Raw genomic sequence first — 18,618 nt, 5'->3', positions numbered from 1 at the left:
ATACCTTTGAGTCGCATGAATCCATCGCAGCAGTATCGTTTTTTACGTCACTCATTACGTGATGGTAGAAGCATTAAAAATGATTCCTCACGCTGGACTAAATTACATTTAGATCCATGGTTGCTGTGTTTTCTGATTTTAAATGCGATTCTGGGTTTAATGGTGGTATATAGTGCCACCGCGCAAGATATGGGGATGGTGCTGCGTCAAGCAACCAGTTTTGGCATTGGTTTTATCGCCATGATTATTTTGGCGCAAATTCCGCCTAAGGTATATCAAGCTGCCAGTCCATATTTTTATATCTTTGCAGTCATCATGCTGGCTTTGGTTTTGGTCATTGGTGAAACCCGTATGGGGGCAAAACGCTGGATCAGCTTGCCGGGTATTGGCAGTATGCAACCCAGTGAATTTATGAAATTTGCCATGCCATTGATGATGGCGTGGTATTTTTCGCGTCGTGCTTTCCCGCCTAAATTGATCCATATCATTGTCGCTTTAGTGATTATGATGATTCCTTTTGTCTTGGTGGCATTGCAACCCGATTTAAACATTGGTTTGATTATTCCTGGTGTCTTTGCGCTATTTTTAAGTGGCATGTCATGGCGATTAATCTTAGGAGCAATCACTGCATTGGCGCTCGCAGCACCATTGCTTTGGATGTTCTTTTTGCAGGAGTACCAAAAGAAAAGGGTACTCACCTTATTTGACCCAGAGTCGGATGCCTTGGGGGCAGGCTGGAATATTATTCAATCTAAAATTGCCATTGGTTCAGGCGGCTTTACAGGTAAAGGTTATTTAGAAGGAACGCAATCACATTTGGGTTATCTGCCTGAACATCATACTGACTTTATTATGTCGACCTATGCCGAAGAATTTGGTTTTATTGGCGTATTTTTACTGTTCAGTTTGTTTGCTGCCATTATTTTACGTTGTTTGATGATTGGGATGAATTGTTTCCATAATTTTGGACGTTTGTATGCAGGCACGGTTGGTCTGACTTTCTTTTTCTTTGTATTTCTAAACTCAGGGATGGTGAGTGGTATTTTACCTGTAACGGGTGACCCATTGCCGCTGATGAGTTATGGTGGAACGGCTGTTATTTCCATGTTGGCGAGTATGGGGATTGTGATGTCTATCCATACTCATCGTTAATACAGAATCCATCTGAAAGATGATGTAGGTGAGTTTTGCTATTATCATCTTTTTCTCTTTTTGTGGTTTTAAAAAGCCTAAGCAATTAGGATAAACACAAAACAATCCTTATAATATCCAGTAAATTTACTTTATTTATTAAGCAATAATTTAAAAAGAACAGCATAACAGTAACACAGAGCACCCCATGACCCATTTAATTTTTATTGCACTTTTCCCTTTGATTGCCTTAATTGCAATGGGTTATCTGCTTAAGCAATCACGTATGTTGGATGAGCCATTTTGGAAGGGTGCAGAAAAGTTAAATTACTATATTTTGTTTCCTAGCATGTTGTTTTTAAACCTCGCTACAGCAAACATTGAAGCGAAATCAATCGCACAGATTTTGTCGGTCGTAGGGATTATTGTGGCTTTAGTAAGTTGTCTGTTATATGCCTTGCGCGGCTATTTCAAAACACCCGCAGTCCGTTTTGGGGTGTATATGCAAAGCATGGTACGTTTCAATACGTATATCGGTTTGGCTTTGGTCGCAGCATTGTTTCAGGTGCAGGGCATGGCGCTGTTTGCGATTATTTTGGTGTTCTGCATTCCATTGGTGAATGTTTTATCTGTGCTGGCTTTAAGCGATACTAAGACTTTACAGGCAAAGCAAATCTTATGGTCATTAATGAAAAATCCATTAATTTTAGGGTGTATTGTTGGCGGTCTATTTAATTTATCAGGTTTGAGCTTGTGGGAAGGTGCAGCGCATTTTATTCGTCAAATAGCGTTATGCAGTTTGCCTTTGGGATTAATGTGTGTGGGCGCAGCATTACAATTTAATGGCTTGCAACGAGATGTATTCGCATTGGCATTGAATGTGTTCGGGCGTTTGTTATTTATGCCTGCTTTGGCTTGGCTAATTTGTCAGAGCTTAAATGTTCCAGTGTTGGAGTCGCAAATTTTAGTCTTGTTTTTTGCTTTACCTACTGCATCGGCAGCTTATGTACTTACACAAGTTTTAGGGGGAGATAGTCGTTTAATGGCTTCAATTATTAGCTTGCAAACCGTATTCGCCGCATTAACTTTGCCAATTGTGTTGTGGTTGCTCATTTAATCTGTCTAATACAATCTATTGTTCAGCATTAATCGTATAAACGATAGATGCCCGCAAAGCGTTCACAACCTTTTTGTTTGGTTTGAATTTTTAAGATTGCTTTAGAATAATTAAACTCATAACTGCAATCGTGCTCATTGTCGATGATTTTGTTTTTTTGATCAGGTGTTGTATAAGCTAAAAAGGCAATACTTTGGCTTTCAAGGCGGTTATTTGGATTGCGATAAGCAATACCTTCAATTTTAATGCTGTTTTTATTGAGTTGATGAATTTGTAAATGTACGGGTTGTGCAGCAAATTGACCATTTTCATATTTTAAATAATGTTGAGTCATGCTTTGATTCATTGAAGTGAAAAAATTCAGTTGATCAATTCTAAAATCAAATTGCTGAGTATAACAATTTAAGCTTTTGCATTGCTGTAAGCGTTGGATCCACAATTGCTGAGTATCTTCTAACAAGCGAATAGGCGCATCACTCATCAAATAAGCTGTTAAATGTTGATCACTTAATTTTTCACTCAATTCTGAGAAATTTTCTGTGCACACCTGCGCCAACTTTTTATTGGGTGTAGATCTACAATCAATCCCTTGTGCATAAGAGAAAGATGAATATAAACAGCCAAATAACAGCAGTGTACTTAAGTTTTTGATAAGATGAATCTCAGATTTCAACAGCATGATCGCTTATACTTTCACTATGTTGCGCTAGGTCTAATATAGCGAAATCGAAAGTATGAATACAAGATTTCAATGATTTATTTCTACAGGAGTTGAACATGGTTGCACAGATTCGTATTGGACAAGGATTAGATGTTCATGCCTTTGAAGCGGGAGATTTTGTGACGCTTGCAGGTGTTCAAATTCCTCATACACAAGGTTTAAAAGCACACTCAGATGGTGATGTAGTGCTGCATGCACTATGCGATGCATTATTAGGTGCTTTGGCGCTGGGGGATATTGGGCAGCATTTTCCAGATACCGATCCAAATTATAAAGGTGCAGATAGTCGGGTATTGCTTAAACAGGTTTATCAACTCATTTTAGACCGTGGCTATAAACTGAATAACGCCGATATTACTGTGGCGTGCGAACGTCCTAAACTTGCACCGCATACGCTAGAAATGCGCCAAAGTGTCGCTGATGTATTGGATGTAGAGGTCACACAAATCAGTATCAAAGCGACAACCACTGAAAAATTAGGTTTTACTGGGCGTCAGGAAGGTATTTTAGCAACAGCGATTGTATTGATTTCTCATACAAAATAATCGCGTTAGAATTTTATCTATACAATCTGCTGAATTAAGAAAGTTCAGCAGATTCTAAAGCTTGTTGTAAATCTTGCGTGGCTTTACGACCTTGTAATTGCAAAGAAACGGCGTGAATTAAGCCTGTCCAAGTTTCATTGGGTTTCCAGATATCATGTAAAAAGTCTTGAGCCGTTGCAATATCCACATCCATAAAATATTGACGATACAAATACATTAAACTACTGACGTGGTTGTTATTGCTGCAATGTACCCACACCATTTGGCTTTCTAATAAATGATTGACCAAATCGAGCAATAATAAACATTGATCAGAGGATGGTGTTTCCCATGAAATTGGCAGTTGAATATAGTTTAGTCCAACATCCAGACAAATTTTGTCTTCATGGGGAAGGGCGTGTTCCGCATCACTTTCAGCCAAATTAATGACAGTGCCAATACCATATTCTTTAATTTGTTTTAATTCTTCAGCCGTAGGCTGACCTGAAGAAAACAAACGCTCATGAATGAACTGGAAATTTTTAATTTGGCTAAGTTGGGTTTCAATGTCATTCATGCGCGCAGAATTTCCTATGCTACAAATAGAAACGCCATCATGAAGATGGCGTTTTTAAATCTTAACGATTCACTAAAACGTCTTTTAATGCTTCATGCATTTCAAGCAATGCTTTTTCAGTGGTATCCCAGTCGATACAACCGTCAGTCACAGACTTACCATACTCTAAATCGCATAAGTTTTCAGGAATATCTTGACGACCACCTTTCAGGTGACTTTCGACCATAATCCCAACAATAGACTTATTGCCATCTAAAATTTGCTCAGTGATATTTTTTAATACCAATGGCTGTAAGAATGGGTCTTTGTTTGAGTTAGCATGGCTGGTGTCAATCATGATTTTGGTGCTGACTTTGGCTTTGTTTAATGCATTTTCAGCATCTGCAACAGAGCCTGCATCGTAGTTAGGCTTGCCATTACCACCACGTAAAACCACGTGTGCATACGGGTTGCCGCTAGTACGAATTACTGAAACCTGACCTTGATCATTAAGACCCAAGAAGCTGTGACCGTGTTTTACCGACTGCATGGCATTGGTAGCAACTGTTAAGCCGCCATCTGTACCATTTTTAAAGCCGACTGGAGAAGAAAGACCAGATGACATTTCACGGTGCGTTTGGCTTTCTGTAGTGCGTGCACCAATTGCAGACCAAGAAATTAAATCTTGATAATACTGCGGAGAGTTTGGATCAAGTGCTTCAGTCGCACATGGCAAACCTTTTTCATTTAACTCAAGTAAAAGTTTACGACCAAGACGCAAGCCTTTTTCAATGTTAAAAGAGTCATTCATGTCTGGATCGTTAATTAAGCCTTTCCAGCCCACTGTAGTACGTGGTTTTTCAAAATAAACACGCATCACAATATAAAGAGAATCTTTTACTTTTTCGCTTAATACTTTTAAACGATCTGCATATTCATGTGCAGCAGCAGGGTCATGAATAGAACATGGACCAATCACCACAAATAGACGCTTGTCTTTACCATCTAAAATATTGCGGATTGTTTCACGACCACGAAGAACGGTTTGATAAGCATTTTCAGTCAAAGGTAACTCAGTTTTTAATTCTGCAGGAGTCACGAGTGGCTGAATACTTTCAATATTCACGTCATCGATGTCTGATTGTGTAAGAGGATTAGACTGTAAAGTATTCATTGCCGTCACTGGTTTGATCATACAAAAGATTGTTTAATAGTCTGAATATAACATGAATTTCACTGTATTTTGTTATAAAAAGATGAATACTTCTTTAAAAAATAAGTGATGAATCGGGTAGATAAATTAAACGGTCTGTTTTAGCAAAATCCTGTCAGATAAAGCATTCATTATTGGCTGGCTTGTGCCTCAGAAACTGCTGTTGCAGTTTCTGGTGTGCTGATAGGTTTTGATTTCACAGGATTGACCATAAAGTTAATCCCGATAATAAATAAGGTAATACCTAAAACTTTACGAATCACTTTTTCAGGTAAACGTGAACTGACTAAAGTTCCCACCACAATTGCAGGAATCGAGCCAACCAACAACCAAACCAATAGGTGAAAGTCGACATTGCCTGAACTCATGTGACCTAAGCCTGCAACTAGGGTAAGTAAGACGGCATGCACGACATCTGAACCGATAATACGAATCATCGGTAGATTCGGGAACATCAGCACCAATGCCATGATGCCAAAAGCACCTGCACCCACTGAAGAAAGTGTGACAAATACACCCAGTACAACTCCCATAATTACAATGAGGGCACGCTTATCTGCAGCCTGTAGTTTGACCTTTTCAAGGTCTTGAGTCATATCAGGCAATTCTTGTTTATGGTATTTATTGAAAAATGTTTCAATTTGACTGCGAAACACAATTGAGATGCCAGTTAAGGTCAACATAAAGCCCAGTACCACGGTCAGTACCATTTTGTAATGGGTAGATTGGCTTAAATAATTCTCTAAAACCCAGTGGGTCGCAAATGAAGCAGGGATACTGCCCACCGCAAGCCAAATGACAATGGGCCATACAATATTCATTTTTTTGGCATGAACCAATGAGCCGCAGAATTTTGAAATGGCGGCATAAAGTAGGTCTGTTCCAATTGCGATATGCGGTTCAATTTTAAACAAGCTGATCAGAATGGGAGTCATCAGTGAACCGCCACCTACGCCAGTCACACCCACGCAGAAGCCGACCAATACACCTGCCAAAATAAACTCTAAAGGACCAACCATGAAGATATGCCGAAGTCAAAAATCGTGAATATATTATGACTTTTGGCAATAAGCTGTTGTCTTGATTAATGATTTACTTATTCTTAAAACAGATATAGTCAATGTGGAAAATCAGTGCAAAAGATCGCAGATTCAAGCCACGGCTTACTTTCTGTTTCTTACAAAATACAGTGGCTATGCTAAAATGCGAAAATTCATATCCATTAAAATTTAGAGGACAAAACGCTTGCAAAATCGGAAACTTAAAATAGGTATCGTTGTGGGAGAAGTATCGGGTGATACTTTAGGGGCACAACTCATGCGACGTTTTCGTGAGCAAGGCATTGATGCAGAGTTTGAAGGCATTGGTGGCCCACAAATGATTGCGGAAGGTTTTAAAAGTTATTATCCGATGGATATTTTATCGGTAATGGGCATTGTTGAAGTGCTGAAAGATTTGAAAAAACTCTTTGCAGTACGGGATGGTTTGGTCGAAAAGTGGACTCAACATCCCGTCGATGTCTTTGTCGGAGTTGATGCGCCTGATTTTAATTTACGTCTTGCCAAAAGTTTAAAACAGAAAAACTTGCCGATTAAAACCGTGCAATATGTCAGTCCTTCGGTATGGGCATGGCGACAAGGTCGGGTACATGGCATTAAAGCCAGTATAGATTTGGTACTGTGTTTATTTCCGTTTGAAAAAGCCTTTTTTAAAAAATGGGATGTGCCTGCAGCCTTTGTCGGACATCCTTTGGCGAGTCAGTTGCCGTTGGAAAATCCAATTGCTGCAGCAAAACAAGAATTGGGTTTAGACCAACAGCAACAACATATTGCGTTATTGCCTGGTAGCCGACGTGGTGAAATTGAGCGTTTAGGGCCGTTAGTTTTAGATGCGGCTTATATTTTGACGCAAAAATATCCGCAGTTTAAGTTTTTAATTCCTGCAATTAATGATGCACGTAAACAACAAATTGAAGCGTTACTGCAGTCTTATCCGAGTGCATTACAAGACAAAGTGCAATTGATGGAAAATCGTGGCACAGAATCCAAAATTGGTCGTCAGGTAATGAATGCGTCCGATATGATTGCACTGGCTTCAGGCACGGCGACGTTAGAAGCGATGCTATTACATCGTCCAATGGTTACGTTTTATAAGCTCAATCGCATTACGTACTGGATTGCGAAACTGTTGGTGAAAATTCCTTATTATTCATTGCCAAATATTATTGCAGGTAAAAAGGTGATTCAGGAATTAATTCAGGATGATGCAACACCAGAGCGTTTGGCAGCAGAAATTGAAAAGTTAATTTATATCGAAACTGCACAAATTCAAGTGATGCAACATATCACTATGCATAAGCAATTATTGTCCGATAACAGCGAAGACCCTGCACAAGCAATTTTGGCGATTTTAGATCGTTAAACTGTTCATTTCGTGATTGCATTGTTGTTTTGAAACTGCTGCCGATACTGGCTAGGTGTTAGCTCGAATTGCTTTTTAAAAGTTTGGCTAAAGGCGGTTTCGGAAGAATAACCGACACGATGGGCAATTTGTTGAATCGACAATTGTCCTTGCTGTAAATAATGCGATGCCAAGCGTAGCCGATGTTGTTGTAAGTATGCCAAAGGCGGCTCACCAATCACCTGATTAAACAAATTGGCAAATTTAGAACGTGACATGCAACATTGTTCTGCCAAACTTTCTACCGTCCATGCTTTTTCGGGTTGACCATGAATAGCTGCGAGCGCATTGGAAAGTTCAGGATGTGCCAAAGCGCCGAGCCAGTTATTTGAGTCATCAAGCTGAAAAATATAATCACGCACACATTCAATCAGTAAAATACTGACCAAGTGATCTAATATTTTATCCCGTCCCGGTCGGATTTGATGACTTTCCACCGCTAAAAATTGCAAGCCAATTTGTAACCACTCGGGCGCTGTGCTGCACATGATATGCGGAATATGCAGATATTCGGGTAGGGCACTTAAAAGCGGTTTTGCCATGGTGGTGTCCATGTGGCATTGAATCACCAAAATAAATGCGTCTTCAGCTTGTGTGTGATTTATCGTGCCAAAATTTATTGACTGCTGTGACTGAATTTGAAATAAATCCGAAATATCAAAGTGTTCTGTCCAGTGAGTGTCTGCAGTTGCACTTGCGTAATGACTGCAACCCGATGGAATCAGGACAATATCACCTGCATCAATGTGAAGGTGTGTCTGTGCAGATAAATGGATATGCAGCGAGCCTTGTAGTACTACATAAGCCAGCATTGCCCCTTGGTCACGATATTGAAATGACCAATCTCCTTGAGGATTTAAATAGATATATTCTGATTGGTGCAGATGTATATCATCAAAAATTTTACTTAAAGCATCCATATTTTAAGCATAAATCATTATAAAAAATAAACCTGTGATTTCAGGACAATATAGCGCATTTTTGCGCCAAAGACTTTTGCATAGCTTTTTTGGACGTCTGCAACTGTTCATTCTCGTGTCTTTCCTCAAATATATAGGTAGAACAGCGTAGAAGGAAGAAAATAAGATGAACGCACCACTTCATTTGCTTAAAGAGATGGAACAGGATGTTCCTTATAAAAGCGCGGCTCAACTCGATAAAAAGCGTTATTTATGGTTGATCAGCCCATTTTTACCTGTATTGGGGATGGGGATTTTGGCGGGTTATCAATTCGCTCCGAAGCCTGCGAAAAAAGTTTTTGCTCTAGGTGGCCCTTTATTATTGCATGTGATTATTCCAACAATTGATACTTTAATTGGTCAAGATGCCAATAACCCAAGCAATGAAGATATGAAACGACTTGAGGAAGATCGGTATTATTCGCGTTTGGTGAAAAGTTTTATTCCTTTGCAATATGCCGCCAATATTTATGCAGCTTATTTGGTTGGACGGCCACAAACCTCGTTAGTCGATAAAATTTTTCTGGGTATTTCCATGGGGATGGTGAATGGTATTGCTGTCAATACTGCGCATGAACTCAGCCATAAATCTTCAAAAATAGATCACTTACTGTCACATTTGGCTTTAGCACCAACAGGATATAACCATTTTCGGGTTGAGCATCCGTATGGGCATCATAAACGTGCTGCGACACCTGAAGACCCTGCATCTTCACGTATGGGAGAAACATTTTATGAGTTTTGGCCCCGCACGGTAAAAGGTTCGTTTAAGTCTGCACTGCAAATTGAAACTCAGCGTTTAAAACGTAAAGGCAAAAGTTTTTGGTCGAAAGACAATGAATTATTACAAGGCTGGGGCATGAGTGCGGCATTTCATGCTGCATTGTTGGCGCGTTTTGGTACTGGGATCATTCCGTATTTGGCGACACAGGCTTTTTATGGCATTAGCCTGTTTGAAATAATTAATTATATAGAACATTATGGCTTGCTTAGACAAAAAGATGCGCATGGCAAATATGAGCGCACTATGCCTGAACACAGCTGGAATAATAACAATATTGTGACCAATTTGTTTTTGTATCAATTACAACGTCATTCCGATCATCATGCTTATCCAACCCGACCATTTCAGGCTTTGCGACATTTTGATGAAGCGCCTGAATTACCAAGCGGTTATGCCAGCATGTTGCTGCCTGCCATGATTCCACCTTTGTGGTTTAAAATTATGGATAAACGTGTATTTGAACATTATCAAGGCAATTTAAACAAAGCCAATATTCAGCCTAAACGCCGTGCACGAATTTTTAAGAAATTTGGTGTGGTGGATAATTGATTGAATTATTAAGATTATTTTTTAATATTCATTTTGATATTTCTTTTGTATATATCTTTCAAAAGAAAGATTGAGATGTATACCAGATGTCTATTTTCACTCATCTTACTATGAATTGACTTCATCTCATTTTGGCGCATAATAAAGTTATATATTTATATAATATTGAGGTGGGTATGATTCATACAAACTTGAGAAAAGTAGGTGGTTCGGTCATGCTTGCCGTACCGCCTACATTATTAAAAAGTTTAGGTTTAGATGCGGGAAAGGAAGTTTCTCTGAGCATTGTGAATGGTAAGTTAGTGGTCGAACCTAAAGCGAAGCCATCTTATAAATTGGCTGACTTGCTGCAAGAGCATCAAGCTTTAGCATTAGAGCAAGATGCGTGGCATGATGTAAAAGCAGTTGGGCGAGAAGAAATCTAATGAATCAAGGCGATATTTATTTGATTTCATTAGATCCAACACTTGGACATGAACAACAAGGTAAGCGACCTGTATTTGTTATTTCACCTAAGTCATTTAATCTTATTACTAAAATGCCGATTGTTTTGCCTATTACTTCTGGTGGAAACTTTGCACGAAATATGGGTTTCGCTGTAGAGCTTATTGGTGGGAAAACTACAGGTATTGTGCGTTGTGATCAATCTAGAGCTTTAGATTTTGAAGCTAGACACGCGCGGTTTTTAGAATCCTCGCACGCAGATGTTTTGGATGAGGTTTTAGCAAGATATATCGCAATTTTTTCACCTGAAGATTAATTTATATAGAAAAAGACAGAAATTTATAGCAATATTTCTATGAAAATCTGTCTTTTATCTTACTTTACTATATGCCTTAAATCATAAAATCACTTGAGCTCACTCGAACTTTTACCTAATTCACGACGGGCAATAATCAATAGCTGAATCTGTTGCGTACCTTCAAAAATATCTAAAATTTTCGAATCACGTGCCCATTTTTCCAATAACTCATCTTCGTTATAACCCACCGATGCAGCTAACTCGACACACCTGAGCGTGATTTCATTACACACGCGACCAGCTTTGGCTTTGGAAATAGAAGCTTCGCGTGAGTTAGGCTGTTTATTGTCTGCCATCCATGCTGCTTTGAGCATCAATAAACGTGCGGCTTCCCATTCTGCTTCCATCCGATAAGTCTGTGCTGCGATATGTGAACACTGTAAATAGGGCGTGGCATAATTTGCATCTAATTGGTCTTTAAAAATTTCCTTAATCCGCTCTAAAGCGGCTTTGGCACAACCAACGGCCATAGCTGCCACCAAAGGGCGAGTGTTATCAAAGGTTTCCATCACACCTGCAAACCCTTTGGCAACATCAATTTCTGTATTGCCTAAAAGGTTGCTCGCAGGAACACGGCAATTTTCAAATCGAATTGTTGCTGTGTCCGAGGCTTTAATCCCTAATTTATATTCTAAGCGTTCCACGGTCATGCCAGGTGTGCCCTTAGTCACAACAAAGGATTTGATCGCAGCACGTCCCAGTTTTTTGTCTAAGGTTGCCCACACAACAACGGCATCGGCGCGGTCACCAGAGGTCACAAAAATCTTTTCACCATTTAAAATATATTCATTGTCTACTTTGGTGGCAGTGGTACGAATAGCCGCAGAGTCAGAACCACAGTTGGGTTCGGTAATTGCCATGGCTGCCCAAACACCATTAAAGCGTTGTAATTGTTCTTCATTGGCCACCGCAGCAATCGCAGAATTACCTAAACCTTGGCGTGGCATACTGAGTAATAAACCTGTATCGCCATAACACATTTCGACAATACTCAGTGCGGTAGACATATTTACGCCATTTTTGTTACCTGTAGATGTGTCACCACGTTTGTTGACTGCTGCACCTGCATTCATGCCATCGCCCGCTTGGTTCATACCATCAACTAAGGCGGCAAGCATGTCTAATTCTTTCGGGTAGGCGTGTTCGGCTTTATCATATTTCCTTGAAATGGGACGTAATACATTTAAAGCAACTTCATGTGCCTGATCGACCAACATTTTGAATTTTTTTGGATTTTGTAAATTCATGGATGTATTCCTTATTTTTCTAGCTGGCTATCGTTTATTGATGGTGTGAGATTAAGCATGCAAGCCTGAATGCATAATTGCAGTCGCACGTAAATCACGATACCAACGCTCTACAGGATGTTCTTTGGTAAAGCCATGACCACCTAAAATTTGCACGCCATTGGTGGCAATTTGCATAGATTTTTCTGCACAGAGCAGACGTGCTAAATATGCTTCTCGATGAAAGTTTTTACCCGATTCGGCAAGACTCGCTGCATTCAGCAACAGCATGCGCATGGCTTCAATTTCAATGGCCATATCTGCAATCATAAAAGCCACACTTTGACGATGTGAAATTGGTTCGCCAAATGCAGTGCGCTCATTGGCATAGCGAATACAATAACTTTTCACTGCTTCACAGCAACCAACTGCCATGGCGCACCACATGAGATTGCCTAAATCTAAAAATGCGCTGTAATCGAAATCATCTGTGCCTAAACGCTCCGCAGGGGTTTGATTAAACTTTAAAGTCGCCGTTTCGCAGGCTTTTAAGCCCATTGCAGGCGCTGCTTTAAATTGAATAGAAGCATCACGTTGCACAATGAACACATCGGCTTGACCATTTAGCTCTGCACTAACCAAAAATAAATCTGCTGTTTCGGCCAAAATCACCAGCGTTTTTTCACCTGTAATTAGGTACTGTCCATTTTGCAAAGTCGCTTTGGTTTTTAGCTGATACGGATTAAACGCAGCAGTATTTTCCTGAATCGCAAAAGTGGCTTGAAGTGGCGTTGGATGGTTCGCGTCTGTTTCGGAAAACGCAGATAAATACTGATTTTGAACCTGTTCTGAACCCCAGCGAGTTATGGCATTCATTACGCCAAATGTGGAAAGTAATCCTGCGGTTAAGCCAAAGTCGCCACGTGCCAATTGTTCGGCAATTAAAATATGGCTGACAATATTTTGTTCAGTGGCAACACCGCCTAAAGCTTCGGGCAGAGCATAGGTGTTCAAACCTAAATCTGTGCTGTATTGCCATAATACTTGTGGGAATTTCGCATCATGATCTGCCTGATGTGCCAATGGATAGATCACTTCTGTAGCAAATTGCTGCATGGCATCGACCAGCATTTGCTGTTCTTCACTCAATGACAAATCAAATAAATCTTTGGATTGACGTGTCAGTCGTTGTTGCGGTAATTTTTGTGTGCTTTTAAAATTTTTTTGAGTGGTTTCAAAGGTTTTAAAACCTGCTTTGGCTGAGTGATATAGAGATTGTTCAACCCATTTGCGTAATTTGAATTGATCGAGCAGATCACTCGATGCCATTTTAGTGAGTAGCGCTAAGCCGAATCCTTGGGCTTTGTTTATCATTTGACTCATGATTGTGTTGTCCTACACAGAGAATGCTTGTTTTTTATGCTGACATGCAGACTATAAAAAAACTATGTCATTGCTGACATGCAGAATTGTCAAAGATAAACGGTAAAAATTTTCTTATAACTGGACTAATATGTGGATTTTTATAGATTATTAATTTTATAGAAATCTACGCTTTTAAAATAAATTGACCTAAATGACAATTGCATCGAGTGGGCAACAATCATTTAGGTCTATATAACAGCTTTGATCAAAGAAATAAAAGTTGGGACTTAAATAAACTTTTGAATCATTTTGCGGACATTGGTTTTCGCATCAATCACGGTCATAAAGGTGTAGGCACCAATAAATTTACGGCTAATAAACATAAATTCTTTAGGCGGCACACTAAAGTAACGCGAAGCCATCGATTTAGATGCTTGTTGCATGACACGGCTATGCAGCTGACTTTTTTTCCAGTCATAGCGCGATTGTTCATCCATCACGCCTGCAGGTAAATCGCGGTTATTGTCTAAGTGACTAAAGGCTTCGGTTGCCAATAGAAACACTTTTGCCATGTCAGGTTTAATGCTTTCAGGGATGCTGTCAAAAAACTCATAACCCGTCATGGCATTCACCATCATTTGTGGGTCGTGGTAATAACCCGCCTTGATCAAATTACGCGCCACAGTCAGCAAGTGTTGATCAAATTGACGAATAGCACCAAAGTCGAGCAGTACAATTTTATCGTGAATATCTTCACCATTACCTAAGCGAACTAAGTAGTTGCCAAAGTTCGGGTCAGTCTGCATTTCGCCCCATTCAAATACTTCACGCACAGCAATTTCTAAAGAGGCTTCGCCTAATTGGTTACGGCGTTCTTGAGGTAATGAGAGCATGACAGGGCTGTTAATCGGTACGCCACGTTCAAAGGTCATACACAGCACTTGGTCGCTACAGTATTCATCCACAATTTGCGGCACAATGTAGCGCGGATCATCTTTTAAACGGGCAGCAAAACGACGTGTCGTTTCCGCTTCAATTTGATAGTTGACTTCACGATGCATCATTTCACGCACTTCATCAAACCACTGATCAAATTCACGGGTTTGCGGCACCATGCGTGTCAATTTGAGCATATTTCTAAATAGGCTCATGTCTGAGTCAATCGCATCTGCTACGCCTGGATATTGGATTTTTAATACCAACTCCAAACCATCCGACTTGCGGGTCGCGCGGTGAACTTGAGCCAAAGAGGCTGTACCTAATGGCTCATGATCAATGGTGAGATCATCAAGTTTGGCACCTAACTGTGCCTGTAATTGCTGTTTAATCGCAGGCCATGCCAATGCGACAGTCTGGTTATTCAGCGTGTTGAGTGCTTGCGTAATTTCTTCAGGTAAAAAATGTTCGCCGTACAGCGCCATCATTTGCCCAATCTTCACGATAGAGCCTTTGAGTTTGCCAATTTCAGCCACCAAGTAATCGGCTTGTTCTTTCATGGCTTTTTTTCGTTTACGTTCTTTTTCTTCTTCGCTTGAAAACATAGAGGTGGCATTCGAGGCTGCCCATCGTGTTCCTGCAAGTAAAGATGCCTTTGCGATGGATAAGCGTCGATCCATAGAGGAAGTCTTGAGTTGTTTAAGCTTATCGTTCTGATCTGACATTAAAATCAATCCTTAAATCAGCAATACGCAGGAAAATTAGATTGTAACGGATATTAGCGCGTCTTAACGTATTAAAAAAGTTCAACTTGCTGAACGACGAGTTTCCTCGTGAAAAAAGTATGAAAAACGGCTTAAAAGTACTTTTACATCCGATATTGCACTTTGGTTTCGGCTTTTTTCATCAATTGCGCTTTGTTGTCTTGGATAAATTTGAGAATCATCAATTTTACAGAATCGTGTAAAAAACCATGCGCATATCCCTTAACAATAATCACGCTGGGCAAACTAAAAAATAGATATTTGGCATCATCTAATGACGAATTTTCAAAAATGCCGTTTTCAATCAAAATTTGCTGAAAAAATTGTTTTTCAATCAAGACTGCTTCGGAGTGGTTGTCGTTCCAATAGCTTTGGCGCATGGCCATCAAATTATTGTGTTTGTAGCTCATAAGGCTGAAAGTTTCATCTATAAAATGAGTAATTCAATTATTGGGATATTGTCACATTTTTCAATGATTGTTGTGCATTTATCATAGACTGAATCATAAAAAGCAGGGGATTGACTATATGCTTTTTAACCTGAATCTTGTAGCATCAATGCAGCAATTTGGGTTTTGTAAAATTATAAAATATTGAAAATTTACCGCGCTTTAAAAACAGACTGCGCTCAGGGGAAAATATGAAAGTTTGGATATTTACACTATTGGGGATGCTGACTTTGGGTACAGCTCAAGTTTGGGCGAATGGCGTTTCACAAGGCTATACGCAATGTATGAACAATAGTTATGGCAAAATTTCCCAATCGCAAAAATGTATTAAAACTGAGCAAAAAGCACAAACCAAACGACTCAAAAAACACTATAAAGCCTATGTAAAACGCAGCGCAGGCAATGCCAGTAATATTCAACAACAGCATCAACTTTGGGAAAACCGTGTAAAACAACGCTGTTATTTATCGACTCAAAGCGATTTTGCCGCATTACAACGTGCACAATGTGTTTTGCTGCAAACAGCAGAGCGCGCTGATTATTATCAAGGTCAGTTTGTGGGAATCAAATAAGTAAAACCATAGTAAATAAATTACTTGGAAACTGCTTAAACATTATAAAACCGAGCAAAACAAGGTATCATAAGGCGTTTTAAAATTTGACCTTGGAGCGCCTTAAGTGGATCGACCGACAATTAGCCCTGAACATTTGCAGGAAGCTGCTGAAAACCTATCAACCATTCGTGATTTTATTCGCTTTGGGGTTACAGCACTACGTCAATACGATGCACATTTAGGTCAAGGTACAGAAGATTATTTTGCAGAAAGTTCTGCATTGGTGTTACAAACTTTGTCTTTAGACTGGAATGCAGACGCTGAAATTTTAGATGCAAAATTATTGCCGAGCGAAGCAGCTGAATTTTTAAGCTTGCTCGAACGTCGTATCAATGAAAAAGTACCAACTTCTTACTTATTAAACTTGGCGTATTTCTTCGGAAAACCATTTTATGTCGATGAGCGTGTTCTAATTCCACGTTCACCTATTGCCGAGCTAATTGAAAATCGTTTTGCGCCATATTGCCTAGATGAAGAAGGTCAAATGCGCGAAGCAGATAACAATTTACCAGCCAATGCTGCGCCTAAAACCCCACAACGTATTTTGGATATGTGCACGGGTTCAGGTTGTATTGCGATTGCTTTGGCTTATGCTTTTCCAGATGCTGAAGTCGATGCAACTGACATTTCAAAAGATGCTTTGGAAGTCGCACAAATTAACTGTGAACATCACAACAAACAATACCAAGTGGCGTTGCTTGAGTCTGATTTATTCGCCAAAATCCCAGCCGAAAATCAGTATGATTTAATCGTATCTAACCCGCCGTATGTTGATGCGGAAGATATGGCAGATTTACCTGAAGAATTCCATCATGAGCCAGAATTGGCATTGGCAGCAGGGCAAGACGGCTTAGATTTAGTCCGTAAAATGTTGGCGCAGGCGGCAGATTACTTAACTGAAGATGGTCTGATTGTGATTGAAGTAGGTAATTCTGAATGGGCGATGAAACAGAATTTCAACACGGTTGATTTGCACTGGTTAAAATTCCAAAAAGGTGGTTCAGGTATTTTTGCATTGACTGCAGCACAATGCCGTCAATATCGCGATTTATTTATTCAATCTGTTCAAGCATAAGGAGTCGTTGGACGTGGCAGGTAATAGTATAGGGCAACTTTTCCGTGTAACGACTTGTGGTGAATCTCATGGCGTAGGTCTGATGGCGATTGTCGATGGCGTGCCACCGGGGATTGAACTGTCTGCAGAAGATTTACAAAAAGATTTGGATCGCCGTAAACCGGGTACGTCTAAGTTTGCGACACAGCGTAAAGAACCCGATGAAGTTGAAATTATTTCAGGTGTCTTTGAAGGTAAAACCACTGGAACTTCAATTGGTTTACTGATTCGTAATACTGACCAAAAATCGAAAGACTACGGTAATATTGCACAGACTTTCCGCCCTGGGCATGCAGATTATACCTATACGCAAAAGTATGGTTTCCGCGATTATCGTGGTGGTGGACGTTCAAGCGCACGTGAAACAGCAATGCGCGTTGCAGCAGGTGCAATTGCAAAAAAATACCTGTTCGAAAAATTTGGAATTGTGATTCGTGGTCACGTCACTCAAATTGGTACAGAAAAAGCTGAAAAGCTAGATTGGAACGAAGTACCAAACAATCCATTTTTCTGTGGCGATGCCGATGCTGTACCACGTTTTGAAGCTTTGGTAACGTCTTTGCGTGAACAGGGTACAAGCTGTGGTGCAAAACTGGAAATTGTGGCTGAAAAAGTTCCTGTGGGTTGGGGGGAACCTGTTTTTGATCGTTTAGATGCCGATATTGCCCATGCCATGATGTCTATCAATGCTGTGAAAGGCGTTGAAATTGGAGATGGTTTTGCAGTGGCAGCGCAGTTTGGGCATGAAACCCGTGACGAACTGACCACTGACGGCTTTTTGGCGAACCATGCAGGCGGTATTTTAGGCGGTATTTCTAGTGGTCAAGATATTCGTGTTGCGATTGCTTTAAAACCAACAGCCAGTATTACTACACCTGGTAAAACCATTAATTTAAACCGTGAAGATACGGATGTACTGACCAAAGGACGCCATGATCCTTGCGTAGGTGTGCGTGCAACGCCAATTGCAGAAGCTATGCTTGCGATTGTATTGATGGATCATTTCATGCGTCATCGTGCGCAGAATGCCGATGTGGTTGCACCGTTTGCACCCATTGAGCCGAAATAACAATATGCTTTAAGCAAGGTGCATAATCATTGCCAAGTGCGAAAATATGTTGTGAAAAAAGCCAAACCGTAGTGTTTGGCTTTTTTCTGCCTGAGTTTTGAGCTTAGTTCTTCTTTTAGATTGTAAGTTTCAAAATTTTCTCTGTACACGACAAAAATAGATAACTCATTGAAATAATGTCACAATAATTGTTTTCTAACGACGAATACTATGACACATCTCAATGAGTTATATCTTATCTTAAACAAATCTCTAAAATGGAACA

General features: G+C 40.0%; 19 protein-coding genes. 10 read left to right on the top strand and 9 right to left on the bottom strand.

Features of this window, described 5'->3' with window-relative positions:
- The first annotated feature begins 15 nt into the window (after positions 1-15).
- Positions 16-1,152, top strand: a complete 1,137-nt coding sequence (rodA, locus tag FTT70_RS06405) for a rod shape-determining protein RodA (RefSeq protein ID WP_154320713.1) — start codon at positions 16-18, stop codon at positions 1,150-1,152.
- A 187-nt stretch (positions 1,153-1,339) separates the two neighbouring features.
- The gene (locus FTT70_RS06400; protein ID WP_154320714.1) at positions 1,340-2,248 is read left to right on the top strand and encodes an AEC family transporter; all 909 of its coding nucleotides are present in this window, start codon (positions 1,340-1,342) and stop codon (positions 2,246-2,248) included.
- 28 nt (positions 2,249-2,276) lie between these two features.
- Here the strand turns inward: FTT70_RS06400 and FTT70_RS06395 are convergent, their stop codons facing one another.
- Positions 2,277-2,927 carry a hypothetical protein gene (locus FTT70_RS06395; protein ID WP_180168420.1) on the bottom strand — a complete coding sequence of 217 codons (651 nt, stop codon included), beginning with the start codon at positions 2,925-2,927 and terminating at the stop codon, positions 2,277-2,279.
- A gap of 98 nt (positions 2,928-3,025) precedes the next feature.
- Here FTT70_RS06395 and ispF point away from each other — a divergent pair, with 98 nt between their 5' ends.
- Positions 3,026-3,514 (top strand): 2-C-methyl-D-erythritol 2,4-cyclodiphosphate synthase, encoded by a 489-nt coding sequence (gene ispF, locus FTT70_RS06390; RefSeq protein ID WP_004973369.1) that lies wholly within the window; start codon positions 3,026-3,028, stop codon positions 3,512-3,514.
- Between the two features lie 34 nt (positions 3,515-3,548).
- On the opposite strand, the gene FTT70_RS06385 is transcribed toward ispF, so the two are convergent.
- The 3 genes from FTT70_RS06385 to FTT70_RS06375 all read right to left on the bottom strand — a co-directional run bounded on the left by FTT70_RS06385 (position 3,549) and on the right by FTT70_RS06375 (position 6,281).
- Positions 3,549-4,070 (bottom strand): protein tyrosine phosphatase family protein, encoded by a 522-nt coding sequence (locus FTT70_RS06385; RefSeq protein ID WP_004973370.1) that lies wholly within the window; start codon positions 4,068-4,070, stop codon positions 3,549-3,551.
- Between the two features lie 61 nt (positions 4,071-4,131).
- A complete protein-coding gene (locus FTT70_RS06380; RefSeq protein ID WP_042068745.1) occupies positions 4,132-5,223 on the bottom strand; it encodes a 3-deoxy-7-phosphoheptulonate synthase in 1,092 nt (363 codons plus the stop codon).
- Positions 5,224-5,393: 170 nt separating this feature from the next.
- Entirely contained in the window at positions 5,394-6,281 is an 888-nt protein-coding gene (locus FTT70_RS06375) for a sulfite exporter TauE/SafE family protein (RefSeq protein WP_004973373.1), read from the bottom strand.
- Between the two features lie 226 nt (positions 6,282-6,507).
- Here FTT70_RS06375 and lpxB point away from each other — a divergent pair, with 226 nt between their 5' ends.
- The gene (gene lpxB / locus FTT70_RS06370; RefSeq protein WP_004973375.1) at positions 6,508-7,683 is read left to right on the top strand and encodes a lipid-A-disaccharide synthase; all 1,176 of its coding nucleotides are present in this window, start codon (positions 6,508-6,510) and stop codon (positions 7,681-7,683) included.
- Positions 7,684-7,688: 5 nt separating this feature from the next.
- Here the strand turns inward: lpxB and FTT70_RS06365 are convergent, their stop codons facing one another.
- Complete coding sequence (locus tag FTT70_RS06365; RefSeq protein WP_096900855.1) at positions 7,689-8,642, bottom strand: AraC family transcriptional regulator; 954 nt, start codon at positions 8,640-8,642, stop codon at positions 7,689-7,691.
- Between the two features lie 166 nt (positions 8,643-8,808).
- Between FTT70_RS06365 and FTT70_RS06360 the strand changes: the two genes are divergently transcribed.
- From FTT70_RS06360 to FTT70_RS06350, 3 genes are all read left to right on the top strand, one after another.
- Positions 8,809-10,014 carry an alkane 1-monooxygenase gene (locus FTT70_RS06360; RefSeq protein WP_180168419.1) on the top strand — a complete coding sequence of 402 codons (1,206 nt, stop codon included), beginning with the start codon at positions 8,809-8,811 and terminating at the stop codon, positions 10,012-10,014.
- A gap of 176 nt (positions 10,015-10,190) precedes the next feature.
- The gene (locus FTT70_RS06355) at positions 10,191-10,439 is read left to right on the top strand and encodes an AbrB/MazE/SpoVT family DNA-binding domain-containing protein (RefSeq protein ID WP_004973383.1); all 249 of its coding nucleotides are present in this window, start codon (positions 10,191-10,193) and stop codon (positions 10,437-10,439) included.
- Complete coding sequence (locus FTT70_RS06350; protein ID WP_096900853.1) at positions 10,439-10,774, top strand: type II toxin-antitoxin system PemK/MazF family toxin; 336 nt, start codon at positions 10,439-10,441, stop codon at positions 10,772-10,774. Before FTT70_RS06355 ends, FTT70_RS06350 begins: the two co-directional genes overlap by 1 nt.
- A gap of 89 nt (positions 10,775-10,863) precedes the next feature.
- On the opposite strand, the gene FTT70_RS06345 is transcribed toward FTT70_RS06350, so the two are convergent.
- From FTT70_RS06345 to FTT70_RS06330, 4 genes are all read right to left on the bottom strand, one after another.
- The gene (locus tag FTT70_RS06345; protein WP_154320715.1) at positions 10,864-12,063 is read right to left on the bottom strand and encodes an acyl-CoA dehydrogenase family protein; all 1,200 of its coding nucleotides are present in this window, start codon (positions 12,061-12,063) and stop codon (positions 10,864-10,866) included.
- Positions 12,064-12,114: 51 nt separating this feature from the next.
- Positions 12,115-13,425 (bottom strand): acyl-CoA dehydrogenase family protein, encoded by a 1,311-nt coding sequence (locus FTT70_RS06340; protein ID WP_004973388.1) that lies wholly within the window; start codon positions 13,423-13,425, stop codon positions 12,115-12,117.
- 269 nt (positions 13,426-13,694) lie between these two features.
- Positions 13,695-15,068, bottom strand: coding sequence for an AarF/ABC1/UbiB kinase family protein (locus FTT70_RS06335; protein WP_004973390.1), 1,374 nt, complete (start codon positions 15,066-15,068; stop codon positions 13,695-13,697).
- A 143-nt stretch (positions 15,069-15,211) separates the two neighbouring features.
- The gene (locus tag FTT70_RS06330; RefSeq protein ID WP_154320717.1) at positions 15,212-15,517 is read right to left on the bottom strand and encodes a hypothetical protein; all 306 of its coding nucleotides are present in this window, start codon (positions 15,515-15,517) and stop codon (positions 15,212-15,214) included.
- Between the two features lie 230 nt (positions 15,518-15,747).
- Between FTT70_RS06330 and FTT70_RS06325 the strand changes: the two genes are divergently transcribed.
- From FTT70_RS06325 to aroC, 3 genes are all read left to right on the top strand, one after another.
- Positions 15,748-16,128 (top strand): DUF1311 domain-containing protein, encoded by a 381-nt coding sequence (locus FTT70_RS06325; RefSeq protein ID WP_004973395.1) that lies wholly within the window; start codon positions 15,748-15,750, stop codon positions 16,126-16,128.
- Positions 16,129-16,234: 106 nt separating this feature from the next.
- A complete protein-coding gene (prmB, locus tag FTT70_RS06320; protein WP_004973398.1) occupies positions 16,235-17,245 on the top strand; it encodes a 50S ribosomal protein L3 N(5)-glutamine methyltransferase in 1,011 nt (336 codons plus the stop codon).
- A gap of 13 nt (positions 17,246-17,258) precedes the next feature.
- Positions 17,259-18,353 (top strand): chorismate synthase, encoded by a 1,095-nt coding sequence (gene aroC, locus FTT70_RS06315; protein WP_004973401.1) that lies wholly within the window; start codon positions 17,259-17,261, stop codon positions 18,351-18,353.
- Positions 18,354-18,618: the final 265 nt, after the last annotated feature.

It is taken from the genome of Acinetobacter sp. YH01003, from assembly GCF_013420525.1.
GTDB classification, from domain to species: Bacteria; Pseudomonadota; Gammaproteobacteria; order Pseudomonadales; family Moraxellaceae; genus Acinetobacter; species Acinetobacter towneri.
The sequence above is the reverse complement of the archived record's forward strand: the minus strand, read 5'-3'. Positions and strand labels throughout refer to the sequence as shown.